The organism is Vreelandella alkaliphila (assembly GCF_016107625.1).
Classification (GTDB): Bacteria; Pseudomonadota; Gammaproteobacteria; order Pseudomonadales; family Halomonadaceae; genus Vreelandella; species Vreelandella alkaliphila.
Genome location: NZ_JABASV010000004.1, coordinates 160,194 through 173,174 on the forward strand (window position 1 = coordinate 160,194; position 12,981 = coordinate 173,174).

Annotated in this window: 11 protein-coding genes; 3 read left to right on the forward strand and 8 right to left on the reverse strand. The window is 52.8% G+C overall.

What is annotated here, in order from left to right; genetic code table 11:
• Positions 1–35: 35 nt before the first annotated feature.
• The gene (locus tag JFC11_RS07855; RefSeq protein WP_038485523.1) at positions 36–305 is read left to right on the forward strand and encodes an HPr family phosphocarrier protein; all 270 of its coding nucleotides are present in this window, start codon (positions 36–38) and stop codon (positions 303–305) included.
• 71 nt (positions 306–376) lie between these two features.
• Here JFC11_RS07855 and pmbA read toward each other — a convergent pair whose 3' ends face one another.
• Entirely contained in the window at positions 377–1,717 is a 1,341-nt protein-coding gene (gene pmbA / locus JFC11_RS07860; protein WP_095603180.1) for a metalloprotease PmbA, read from the reverse strand.
• 96 nt (positions 1,718–1,813) lie between these two features.
• On the opposite strand from pmbA, the gene yjgA reads away from it, so the two are divergent.
• The gene (yjgA, locus tag JFC11_RS07865) at positions 1,814–2,335 is read left to right on the forward strand and encodes a ribosome biogenesis factor YjgA (protein WP_038485529.1); all 522 of its coding nucleotides are present in this window, start codon (positions 1,814–1,816) and stop codon (positions 2,333–2,335) included.
• 94 nt (positions 2,336–2,429) lie between these two features.
• On the opposite strand, the gene tldD is transcribed toward yjgA, so the two are convergent.
• Genes tldD through JFC11_RS07900 form a run of 7 tightly spaced genes read right to left on the reverse strand, consistent with a single transcriptional unit; the run spans position 2,430 to position 12,463 of the window.
• Positions 2,430–3,884 carry a metalloprotease TldD gene (gene tldD, locus JFC11_RS07870; RefSeq protein WP_038485532.1) on the reverse strand — a complete coding sequence of 485 codons (1,455 nt, stop codon included), beginning with the start codon at positions 3,882–3,884 and terminating at the stop codon, positions 2,430–2,432.
• Positions 3,884–7,789: a YhdP family phospholipid transporter gene (locus JFC11_RS07875; protein ID WP_198349134.1), complete on the reverse strand. Its 3,906-nt coding sequence runs from the start codon at positions 7,787–7,789 to the stop codon at positions 3,884–3,886. The genes tldD and JFC11_RS07875 overlap by 1 nt, the downstream gene beginning before the upstream one ends.
• A complete protein-coding gene (rng, locus tag JFC11_RS07880; protein ID WP_038485538.1) occupies positions 7,789–9,252 on the reverse strand; it encodes a ribonuclease G in 1,464 nt (487 codons plus the stop codon). The genes JFC11_RS07875 and rng overlap by 1 nt, the downstream gene beginning before the upstream one ends.
• A 59-nt stretch (positions 9,253–9,311) precedes the next feature.
• Positions 9,312–9,923, reverse strand: coding sequence for a Maf family protein (locus JFC11_RS07885; protein ID WP_198349135.1), 612 nt, complete (start codon positions 9,921–9,923; stop codon positions 9,312–9,314).
• Between the two features lie 52 nt (positions 9,924–9,975).
• Entirely contained in the window at positions 9,976–10,464 is a 489-nt protein-coding gene (gene mreD / locus JFC11_RS07890) for a rod shape-determining protein MreD (RefSeq protein WP_038485544.1), read from the reverse strand.
• A complete protein-coding gene (mreC, locus tag JFC11_RS07895; RefSeq protein WP_038485547.1) occupies positions 10,464–11,402 on the reverse strand; it encodes a rod shape-determining protein MreC in 939 nt (312 codons plus the stop codon). The genes mreD and mreC overlap by 1 nt, the downstream gene beginning before the upstream one ends.
• A 23-nt stretch (positions 11,403–11,425) precedes the next feature.
• Positions 11,426–12,463, reverse strand: a complete 1,038-nt coding sequence (locus JFC11_RS07900; protein ID WP_009721960.1) for a rod shape-determining protein — start codon at positions 12,461–12,463, stop codon at positions 11,426–11,428.
• 229 nt (positions 12,464–12,692) lie between these two features.
• Here JFC11_RS07900 and gatC point away from each other — a divergent pair, with 229 nt between their 5' ends.
• Positions 12,693–12,980 (forward strand): Asp-tRNA(Asn)/Glu-tRNA(Gln) amidotransferase subunit GatC, encoded by a 288-nt coding sequence (gene gatC / locus JFC11_RS07905; protein WP_038485550.1) that lies wholly within the window; start codon positions 12,693–12,695, stop codon positions 12,978–12,980.
• Position 12,981: the final 1 nt, after the last annotated feature.

The window sequence follows — 12,981 nt, forward strand, 5'->3', positions numbered from 1 at the left end:
TTCTTCACGACCCCACTCGGCTAAAAGGAACCAGAGTGCCAGAAAGAACCTTAACACTCACTAATCAGCGCGGCCTTCATGCTCGTGCAGCGACAAAACTCGTCAAGTGTAGCCAACAGTTTTCGGCCAACATTCACGTTTACAAACAACAGCAAATGGCTGATGCGGCCAACATTATGTCGTTATTGATGCTGGCCGCCCCTTGTGGCACTGAACTTAGAGTCCATGCGGAAGGCGACGACGCCGAACAAGCACTAGAGGCCATTGAAGCACTATTCGACGCACGTTTTGACGAAGAGCACTAACATCAGTGAATACCACTGACATCATTAAAACAGCATCAGCCAACGTGTTAACTGAGCTGTTAGCTAAGGTGTTAGTTACCAGCGACGGTCATTGCATCAATTAGCCAGCTACCCGTGTGAATACTGCCACGGGTATCGATGTCATCACCGACTGCGACCAAGCCAGCAAACATGCTATTCAAATTACTGGCAATAGTGAACTCCTCGATAGGGTGCTGTATTTCACCATTTTCAACCCAAAAGCCGGCAGCACCTCGCGAATAGTCGCCAGTCACGCCGTTAACCCCCTGTCCCATTAGCTCAGTCACCCAAATGCCACGCCCCATCTGCTTCAGCAAATCATCTCGGGGCGTCAGCGGCGCTAACAAACGTAAATTGCGTGCCCCACCTGCATTACCTGTAGATTGCATACCTAAACGCCGCGCACTGTAAGCAGACAGCATATAGCTAGCCACACTACCCTGATCAATAAAGCGATTGTTGCGAGTTTGAACGCCTTCAGCATCAAACGGCGAGCTAGCCGTCGCACCCACCTCCATAGGCCGCTCTTCCAAGCCAAACCAGCTCGGGAATAGCTGGCTACCTAAACGATCACATAAGAAAGAGGATTCGCGATAAAGCGCCCCACCTGCCAACGCCCCCATCAAGTGACCTACTAAGCCGCTGGAAAGTGACGGGTCGAACAGCACCGGAAAGGTACCTGTTGGCGGCCGTTGAGCGCCTAACCGACGTAGCGTGCGTGACGCCGCTTCGCGGCCAACCTCCGCGGGATCTCGAAGCATGGCGGGATTACGTGCCGAGGTATAATCGTAATCGCGCTGCATGCCCTTCTCATCCTGTGCAATCAGCATGCAGGAAAGTGAATGACTACTGCCTTTCTGGGTGCCGAGAAAACCGTGGCTGTTAGCGTAAACTCGCACTCCCTCACCACTGGATAGCGAAGCGCCTTCCGACTGATGAATCCCCGCAACATCACGCCCCGCTTTCTCACATGCCAGCGCCAAATCGATTGCTTCATCAGTCGTCAACGCCCATGGATAATGCACTTTAAGGTCAGGTAGGTCAGTTGCCATTAGCGACGCATCTGCTAACCCTGCGGCAGGGTCCTCCCCCGTATAACGGGCAATTGCCAGGGCTTTCTCTACCGTGGCTTTAATTGACGCGCTGCTGGCATCGGTAGACGAGGCGCTGCCCTTGCGCTGCCCAACATATAGCGTAATGGCAATTCCTTGATCACGTGAAAGTTCGACAGTTTCCACCTCTCCAAGACGCACGCTTATCCCAAGGCCTTGATCTACACTAGCGCCGACTTCAGCAGCATCTGCGCCTAATTTTTTTGCCAGCGCAAGCGCCTCTTCAGCACGCTGGGTTAACAGCACCTGCTGGGCCGCTGCATCAAATGCTTGTGCCATTTTGGCCTCCTTTTCGCCTGAATCGCATTGGCGGATCAATGTTGTGGTCGCAGCCTGATATAATGCTGCAAACGAAACTAATTAGTGAGTTCTAGTATGCCTAAGCAACGCCCCGAACCCCTCGATATTGATGAACAAGAAGAGCGCCCTAGTAAGTCTCAGCTCAAGCGGGAAATGCATGCTCTCCAGGCGCTTGGCGAAACGCTTATCGCGATGAAACCAGCCGAGCGCGCAAAATTTCCGCTCTCTGACGACATGTTACGCGCCATAGAAGAAACCTCTCGCATCCGCTCCCATGAAGGCCGCCGTCGCCATATGCAATATGTGGGCAAGCTTATTCGCAAAGAAGACCTTACTGCCATACAGGGTGTCTTCGACGCTATCGAACAGGAAAAAGAGCAGCGCGATCATGCCTTTCACCGGCTAGAAAAATGGCGCGATCGGTTAGTCGAAGAAGGCGACAGCGCTGTCGATCTATTTATGGCGGAATACCCTAACGCTGACCGTCAGGTAATACGACAACTAGTGCGCAATGCGCGTAAAGAGCGTGAGCAAAGTAAACCACCGACCAGCTCGCGCAAGCTGTTCAAACACTTACGCGATACGCTGGCACTCTAACCCCTATATGTCTCAATGACTGGGCCATAAAGGCTAGTTCATAAGGACCAAGTCATTAAGACCAAGTCATCAAGACCAAGTGATGACAATCAAGTCACGAAGACTGAGTGCCGCCGACCGTCAGCTCATCCAGCTTAAGGGTGGGCTGACCGACGCCTACCGGCACACCCTGTCCCTCTTTGCCGCAGACACCGATACCTGTATCCATTTCCATATCATGGCCAATCATTGAAACACGCCCCATTGCCTCAGGACCGTTGCCAATCAAGGTAGCCCCTTTAACAGGCGCAGTAATTTTGCCATCTTCAATGAGGTAGGCTTCGCTGGCTGAAAAAACGAACTTGCCTGATGTAATATCGACCTGACCACCACCGAAACTGACCGCATAGATACCGCGCTTAACGCTTTTGATAATGTCGGCGGGTTCATCTTGGCCTGCCAGCATGACAGTATTGGTCATACGCGGCATCGGCAAATGGGCAAAAGATTCACGCCGCGCATTACCCGTTGGCGCCATATTCATTAACCGTGCATTAAGCTTATCTTGCATATAGCCAGTTAAAATACCGTCTTCAATCAGCGGCGTGTATTGCCCTGGCGTGCCTTCATCATCCACGCTTAACGAACCACGGCAATCAGCAACGGTAGCATCATCGACGACCGTCACACCTTTCGCCGCAACACGTTTCCCCATCTGCCCTGCAAACGCTGAACTACCCTTACGATTAAAATCGCCTTCAAGCCCGTGGCCCACCGCTTCATGAAGCAAAATACCTGGCCAGCCAGCGCCGAGAACAACCGGCATTTGACCAGCAGGTGCATCGACTGCCTCTAGGTTAACTAAGGCTTGGCGAACAGCTTCTTTCGCATAGCGTTCCGCTACGTTTTCATCTCGCAGCCTGGACATGGAGTAACGACCGCCGCCCCCAGCACCGCCTCGCTCTCGCCGACCATTTTTAGCCGCGATAACACTTACATTAAAACGGACTAATGGGCGGATATCTGCCGCTAAGGTGCCATCACTGGCACGCACTAACACCACTTCATAAGTGCCTGACAATGAGGCGCTCACTTGGCTAATACAGGGGTCAGCTGCACGCGCGATGCGGTCTGCTTCTTTTAACATTGCCACTTTTTCGTCAGCAGTAAGCCCCGCCAACGGATCAAGTCCTGCATAACGACCGGCAGCGCTGACAGCCACTACCGGCTGCCCAGGTAACTGCTTACCACTACGCACAATGCCCGCTGCTGTACGGCCAGTATCCATTAGCGCATCTGCGGTAATTTGATTGGAGTAGGCAAAGCCTGTCTTTTCACCTGCTAAGGAGCGCACACCAACGCCGCCATCAATGTTATAGCTGGCTTCTTTTACTTCACCATCTTCCAGCACCCACCCCTCTTGCCAAGTACGCTGGAAGTAGAGATCGGCATAATCAATACCAGCACCCAGGGCATAAGACAGCCCTGTATCAAGGGCATCCAAATCCAGGCCACTTGGTGTCAACAAAATGGAAACAGCGGTATTTACATCGCTCTTATGTGCGGTCATTAAGGGCCTTCTAGAGTGATCTGCGGCGACGTCCACGGACCTCGCACGCGATAGTGAATAGTGGTTGCTTGATCTAACGCGCTACCAAAAAGCTGGTCCGCTACAAAAAGAGCGCCACCTACAATCGGAGCACCTACGGCTATGGCTGCGAGAGGCAAGCTTTGGCTAATAGGTAGTGTGACGCCTAGTCGCTGATCAAGTTCACGTTGTATAAGATTGACGCTTCCCGTCAGGGTTAGCGTGGTAGATGGCGCTTCAATGGAAAGTGGACCGCGCAGCAGTAATTGACCCGCGGCGACATCTGCCGTGCCATGCACCCGATCAAATGCAGTTCCTTGTCCCGTCACGTCCGAAAAATCGAAACGCAAACGACGCAGTATATTGTCAAAATTAAGCAGACCAACCAAGCGAGCCGGTGTAGATTCCAGCGTCACAAAGCGCCCATCACGTACATCGGTACGAATATCGCCTTCCGCCCGACTTAATTCAAATTGCCAGGGAGCGCCTGGCCATGCCAGCGTTGCGCTGACATCCGTGGAACGGCTGCGCATGGCTATTGGCTGGCCTAGACGCTCTAACGCAGTGCCCACATCACCACCTTGTATAGAAACATCAGCGCGGGTATGGCTATTGTTAGCGTCGCCTTCCCATACCAATTCTCCGCGGGCAGAGAGCTGCCCTAATGTCAGACCGACCGGGGAAAGAGTAAAACGTTGATCCTGGCTTTGCCAATAAGCGGTTAACGGTCCGAAACGTCCTTCGCCAACGCCAATATCGGCTAGTCTGAGCCTGCCATCCGGCAACTGGTTAAGCCATTCTGGTATAGCAGTTGGTGTGGCGTGCTGAGTTTCGACAGCATCCATCCAAGAGCCTGGTGTCGGCGCACTGCTGTCATGCGCTGCAGCAGGCATATCCAATAGTCGATCTACTTCCAGCGACGAGATAGCGATATCAAGCGGCAGCGCGCTACCGGGCTGATAATTCACTCGACCTGACACAAGGTCACCGCTTAACTGTATAGCCAAGCGCTTTCCTTCAATATTGCCTGTCGCTTCTAAGCGACCAAAACACGCATCACGGAAATGCACGCAAGGCGTACTAAGCATTACTGATATTGGCGTATCCTCACTATCGCCATTCGACGAAGATGACGCCTGCATCAACGGTGACAACGCCTCCTGCCAGTCATCAAGAGGCAACTCATCAACCTGCGCGACAACGCTCCAGCCTGGCTGCGTTGGCCAGTCACTCGGTGCGGCAGCACTGCCCAAAGCAATTACCCCTGCCAGCTCATTATGATCAAGCTGTACGCGAGCATTAACGATGTCGGCTAACTGTGTTGTTAAGTGGCCACTATCGACGTCCGCGCTTAACCGCCATGGCCATGGCTGTTCAGCGGACTTGCTAAATGGCGCTGGCAACCTGCTTGTAATACCAAGCAAGCGGCTTTCAAGGACGATCGACGGTGATGGCTGTAGGTTGACCTGCCCACGCCACTGAGCACGCCCTTCAAACAGCTGGCGAGCTTGTTCAGCGGGAATATTGGCCAGTTGAAATAAGGTGGCGACATCAATATTTCCGCCCAAGGCAATACCGTCGTCTGGAACATTGATATCCGCTTCTATGGAATTACCTGACCACAGACCCGAGACATGCCCGAGCAAAGCGCTTTTTTCGCCGTGCTGCTGCCACGTCATCTCCCCCTGAATATCTTCTAGCGGAATGTCGACAGGCTGAAAAGCAAGCGTTGTGAAATTTGGTCGAGCATTAATCTCCAGCGCCAATGAGTCCGGCGCGCTCAGTGGTAACGATAAAGCGATGTCACCCTCAACCCGGCCCTCTGCACGAACATCGTTAAGCAGTGGCAGATCAATCTCAGGCATCGCCTGGAGAAACGCCAGCAGTGAATCACTATCACTGCTGACACTTCCCGACAAATTAAGCGTCTCATCAGCCATCTTTAGCACCCCATCAGAGACGTCAATGCCCTGGCTTTCAGCATGCTGAATAACCGCCTCCAACACCTGATCCTTCCAAACCAATCTGCCCTCGATCTTCTCAAGCATGGGCCAATCAGGCGCGATAGGTAATCGCCCCTGTGTGACAGAGAGGGCCAACGTGGAGGAAATTTGATCTGCAAACTGACTTTCTGAACCAGCCTCTTCCCCAGTAAAGGGAAAGCTAAGCTTGAGCGAGCCGTGGGGAACAACACCGCCTATATCGGTTAATAGCCACTCACGAAGCTCAGGCTCAAGAGCTTTAACGGGCAGCCACTGAGAGAGCGGGTAATTAAGCGCATCAACATTTGCAAACGCAATATCAAGCCCAAACTGGCCGCCCTGTTCACCCGCAATCAGACCAAAACCCCCACTCACCTCGGCACCATCCCAATCTAGGCGTAGATCCCTACCACTGATCATGGTGCTCGGGCCGTCATACACCCACTCCACCACACCCTCGGCATGGCTCAACAGCATGGGTGATTCAAACAATTCAGGAAAATTAAGCGAGCTGCTTCCAGCACTGTTAAACGTTACTCTGCCGCGAAAGTCTCTTGCCTGTACCCAAGCATCTAACGGGCCACCTCCTGGCGCTTGCTCCCAAGGCAGCACAGCCACATTGGTTAACGCCGCATCAACCCCCCAATGGCCTTCATGCTGACCTAAACGCAAACCTTGGACCTGACCACGGGGTGATAGTGTTTGTAACACTCGAGTAAGCGATTCAGGCAACAAAATATAGTCGCGCCAAGCCGCCAAAGAAGCCAGCTCAAATGCGCTGGTGCGCACCTCCCATCGATCAGGCTGGTGGGATAAGTACCAATGCCGCGGTAAGGCTGGGCCACCACTTCCACCTTCTGGACGCGCCCACTCGACGTTTTCAGCATCACCACTAAGCCATGCTTCGCCGCCCTCACCGTCTCGCCGCCAAAGGCCATTGGCCTGAATGTTTTGCAGTACGGCGTATTGAATCTCGTGGCGAAGGGTCAACTGTGGAACATCGACAGCCAAGCGAACCTCATCTAAGCGTCCTGCATGCCAGCGACCCCACAACGTAACCTCGCCTCCCATTTGCTCTAGAGAAGGCATGCGATCGGAACGTAAAACAGCGGCTAGTGCCACTAGATGATCCAGTTGCATGTCCAATTGGAGCGCCGCTGAAAAATCACGGAAACCCTGCTCTCCAGGCTGCATCTCCACGTTCATCGCAATGGCCGGCAGCGTTTCTTGTGCTTCTTGAGTCTCCTTTTCTTGAGACCCTGTTCCTTGCGAATCCACGCTTTGAGATTCTAAGATCGTGACGGCACCCTCCAAGCGCGTTCGCCGCTTATCGCCATTGAGCAGCAAGGTAGGCGCGTGCAAGGTGACGGCCTGTTGGCTTCCATGCAGCACCAGACGAGTATTATCTACCCACAATCGCTGGCGAAGAATAAGACCTGCCCAGGCGTCCAACGCCGCTAAATCAACAGTAGGCTCCTGAGACATAACGATCGGCAGCTCTGCTGGTGCAGGCCAGCCCCAAGCAGCGTCTAGCTGCTGATATAGATGAAATTCAAGGCCTGTGATGCGCGCATCATTAAATACGGGTGCAATACTTCTCAATGTCGCCCAACCATCAAGCCGTAAATGCGCACTTTCAAGGGATACTAATTGCTGCCCGTCAGGCGTCGCTGAATGCACACCTTCCAATTGCAAAACAAGATCGTTACGCGCCAACGACAGCGATAGGTGCTCGATAGTAACGGGCACCCCCACACGGGCCTCTAATAACGCTTCTATTTTCGGTGTTAGTAGGCTGGATTGGCTAATTAATAAGCGTGCCAATAATAGAAAGACAGCAAGACCTCCTAGTAACGAGGCGATCGCTACTAGGCACCATCGAGAGAATGAACGTAACGCTATCATTACATTAGTACGATGTCGTACTGTTCTTGGGAGTAGTGTTGCTCTACTTGAAAACGAATGGTTTTATTAATAAACGTTTCCAGGTCGGCGACCGCCGCAGACTCTTCGTCCAACAGTCTGTCAACTACCGGTTGAGAGGCAAGCACCATATACGTTTCGGCACTGTAGGCACGCTCTTCGCGCAATATCTCGCGAAAAATCTCGTAACAAACAGTTTCAGGCGTTTTCAACGTCCCGCGCCCACTGCATGTTGGGCAAGCCTCGCACAAGGTTTGCTCCAGACTTTCCCGCGTGCGTTTACGGGTCAACTGCACTAAACCCAGCTCAGTCACTCCGGTGCACTTCGTCTTCGCATGATCACGCTCTAGCGCTTTCTCAAGCACGCGTAACACTTGGCGCTGATGCTCTACATCCACCATATCGATGAAGTCGATAATAATGATGCCGCCAAGGTTGCGTAGCCTTAGCTGACGGGCAATCGCAGTCGCCGCTTCCAGGTTCGTTTTAAAAATCGTCTCTTCAAGATTACGATGACCGACATAACCACCGGTATTCACATCAATTGTGGTCATCGCTTCTGTCGGGTCGATAACCAGATAGCCACCGGACTTCAACTGAACCTTACGCCCCAGTGCTTTTTGAATTTCATCTTCAACGCTATACAGATCAAAGATGGGTCGCTCGCCTGGATAATACTCGATACGGTCTACCGCATCTGGCATAAATTCTTCAGCAAACTCGACCAGTTTGACAAAGTTCTCGCGGGAATCGATGCGCACTTTTTCAATATCATCGCGCATGACATCCCGTAATGTACGCATAAACAACGGCAGGTCATCGTAGATCACACTAGGCGACGCCGCCGTTATTTTACGCTCACTGACTTTGCGCCAAATACGCAGCAGGAAGTACATGTCACCCGCCAGCTCTTCATCACCGACCCCCTCTGCCGCTGTGCGCACGATGAAGCCACCGGTTACCTCGATGGTCTGCTCGTCAATGCCCTTATCGAGCAGCGCTTTTAAACGCTCCCGCTCTCGCTCATCTTCAATGCGCTGAGACACGCCATGATGGGGAGAGTCAGGCATATAGACAAGATAACGTGAAGGAATCGAGAGATGGGTAGTGAGCCTGGCACCCTTGGTGCCAATGGGATCTTTGGTCACCTGAACGACAAGCGCCTGACCTTCATGTAGCAACTGACCAATAGTCTGCTGCTCATCATTAGGCGTCCCTGATGGCATTACCTCGTGGGCATGAATAAACGCAGCGCGTTCAAGGCCAATATCAACAAAAGCAGCCTGCATGCCAGGCAGCACACGTACTACTTTGCCTTTGTAAATATTACCTACAATGCCGCGCCTACGTGAGCGTTCAATGAGCGCCTCTTGTAAGACACCATTTTCCACCAGCGCAACGCGAGTCTCCATTGGCGTTAAATTGATGAGGACTTCACCGCTCATGCAAAATTCCTTATTGAGTCACAGTATCCTTGCCAACACAGCAGGCGGCGAAATGGCGGTTAGCTCTGCTGATAGCAGCCCGACCAGATTGGCACCCCTTGCTGGCACAACAAGCGTGTTGTTTCATAGAGAGGCAGCCCAACGACTGCTGAATGGCTGCCCTTAATTTCTTCAACAAACACAGCGGCTAAACCTTGGATGGCATATCCTCCGGCTTTGTCTACTGGCTCACCAGTTTGCCAGTAGTCCGCTATTTCCTGCTGACTGATTACGCGCATCTTGACGACCGTTGTCACACAACAAGAGAGTACACCCTTGGGGCCAGCCACAGCGACCGCTGTTAATACATTATGACGACGCCCTGACAGTTTCTTAAGCATAACGGCTGCATCATGCTCATCAATTGGCTTGCCCAATATCTGATTGTCAATCACCACGGCCGTATCTGAACCCAGCACAGGAAGAACTGTTCTTGAAACAGCAGCTTGCGCTTTCGCACTCGCCAAGCGCTCCACATAAGCTTGCGCAGATTCACCCTTGAGCGGCGTTTCATCTACGTCACTTGGCATGACCTCGACCGCCACACCTATCGATGCTAACAACGCCTTACGTCTAGGCGATGCCGAAGCAAGGCATAACACAGGCGGCGATGCAGAACGTGAACTATCCATTACAGCAACTCCGGCAGCTTATTAAATGCTCAGCCGCATGAACTATAAATCATTACACGCTAGCTAAACGCTGTTCGAGCGCTTTAAGCATGGTAGACCACCAGGGCCACAGAACAGCACTGATCAGTGATGGAATCAAAAAAGACAAATGGATTGAAAAATCCCCCGTCAGCGTGCGTAACCACTGCTCAATCAACTGCACCAAGCCTAATAAGACCAACACGAGAACAGACTGCTGTACTAAAGAGTAAGCACGAAAGCGCGGGTAAACCAGGGCGCATAAGAAGGCCAACAGCGACAATATCAGAGCATGCTGACCTAACGCGGTACCTTCGATCAAATCCATCAGAATGCCGATAACAAAGCCATGAAAAACACCAACTCTATCCGGTGTTCGCATGCACCAGTAAATCAGCATTAGCCCTATCCACTCAGGACGGTATACCTGCCACCCCTCTGCTAAAGGCATCACTTGCAAGCACAATGCAAGCACAAGCGTAAACCATACAAAGATAAGTGATACGACTGGCGTCTTAGCCATTACTGCACCTCTCGTGCAGCATCCTGCTGCAAACCAATACGCTGGGCAGCGTGCAGTGCAGCGGCTGAAATTTCCATACCCTCTCCCCAAATAGTATCCTCTATCTCTTCACGGGGCGGCGGGAACAGCAATAAGAAGTGACGTGAACGCTGCAACTGAGCAGAGGGCTCTGCGGTCACTTGAGCGAAAGGCTGACCTGGGTCGTGATAAACGTCGGTGACCCTAGCAACGGGATGGCCTGGCGGGAAGCGTCCTGCCAACCCTGATGTGGTCAGCAGATCACCTTCGCGAATGTCTGCTGTATCCGGCACATGCAAAACCTTCACGCTTCCATAACGACCAGCTCCCTGCACAATAAATCGCAGGCCATTACGGTTCACCTGAACAGGCAATGCATGGCTCGCATCAGCCAGTAACAGAACGCGGCTTGAATACGCCGACACAGCGGTCACTTGCCCCACTAAGCCAAAAGCATCAATCACCGGCTGACCGACATAGGCACCATTTCGATGCCCCCGGTCAACCACCATCTGATGACTAAAAGGATCATTATCTAGCGACAGTAGCTCAGCAGTTATGTACGGAATATCTCTACGCTGAGCTGCCTTCAGAAGATCACGTAATTCGGCATTCTCCGCGGTCAGATTAGCCAACCGCTGACCACGATGTGAAAGCGTCAAAATTTGCTCACGCAGGCGACGATTCTCATCGACGAGCGCTTGCTGGTCAGAAAGCGCAAGCGCGCCCCAGTTAAGTAGATCGCTAGGCACGCTAACGACCCACTGAATTGGGGCAACAATCATCGTCATTTGGGCACGCACATCTTCCATGCGGGTAAATCGCTGATCGGCAAACATTAAAATGCTTGCCAATAGCACACAGAAGAATAGCCGATACCCTGGCAATGACGCGTGCGAAAATAGCGGTTTAATAGGCAATCCCCCGCGATAAACCGCTACGATCAGTCGCTCGACAGCAACTCGAAGGTATGCTGATCAATCATTTCCAGTGCCTTGCCGCCACCGCGGGCCACACAGGTGAGCGGATCTTCAGCCACAATCACCGGCAAGCCTGTCTCTTCGGCGATCAATTTATCGAGATCACGCAACAGCGCGCCACCACCGGTCAGCACCAAGCCACGCTCCGCGATATCAGAAGCCAGTTCCGGTGGTGATTGCTCAAGGGCACTCTTGACCGCTGCCACAATAGAGCCCAAGGTTTCTTGAAGCGCTTCGAGAATCTCATGGGAGTTCAGTGTGAAACTACGCGGTATGCCTTCCGCTAGGTTACGTCCTCGCACATCAATTTCGCGCAGTTCGCCCCCGGGATAAGCACAACCGATCTCTTCTTTGATTCGCTCAGCGGTGGCTTCACCAATCAGGCTGCCGTAGTGACGGCGCACATACGCAGTGATGGCCTCGTCAAAGCGGTCACCACCGACACGAATAGATTCTGAATAAACCACGCCGTTGAGCGAAATAATGGCGATTTCGGTAGTACCACCACCGATATCAACCACCATTGAGCCCTGCGCTTCTTCAACCGGAAGCCCGGCACCAATTGCGGCGGCCATCGGCTCTTCGATTAAAAACACTTCACGAGCACCAGCACCTTCCGCCGACTCGCGAATAGCGCGCCGTTCAACCTGCGTTGACATGCAGGGAACGCACACCAAGACACGAGGACTAGGCGTTAAGAAGGTGCTTTGATGCACTTTACGAATAAAGTGTTGAAGCATCTGCTCAGTCACTGTGAAGTCGGCAATAACGCCATCTTTCATCGGGCGGATGGCGGTAATATTGCCTGGCGTGCGACCGAGCATACGTTTGGCATCGGTACCAACCGACGCCACGCTGCGCATGTTGCCAGACTGGCGGATAGCGACTACGGACGGTTCATCGAGCACGATGCCACGACCGCGTACATAAATCAGTGTGTTGGCCGTACCCAAGTCGATCGACAGATCGCTGGAAAACAGCCCCCTCAAACGTTTGAACATGGATGTTGTTACCTAGTGCAGACCGGGAACCCTGTGCGGATGCAAACGGTATCACCGCTACCCCTTGGCAGCAAGCACGAGTCGTGCCTAATACTGCCCGTTAGGGCCAATATGTGGTACCTTTTGCGGCTATTTTCTACGTCTGCTACACAAGACGAATTTAAGATGACCGTATGTATACCGCTGAACGCGGAATATGTTCCATCACGTTTGCGAGGAAAATTCGATCATGGCGCTTGAAGAATCTCATGTGCGCCGGGCCGCACACTTGGCCCGACTCGCCGTTAGCGATGACCAAGCCAGTGGTTTTGTCGACGATCTAAGCCGCATTCTGGACATGGTCGACCAGCTACAAAGCCTGGACACCGATGGCATTGCGCCGCTTGCGCACCCGCTGGATGCCACACAACGGCTGCGAGCCGACGAAGTCACGGAAACTAATCAGCGCGACGCTTTCCAGCGCTGTGCTCCGGCAGTAGAAAATGGCCTGTATCTAGTACCCCGCGTGGTGGAGTAGC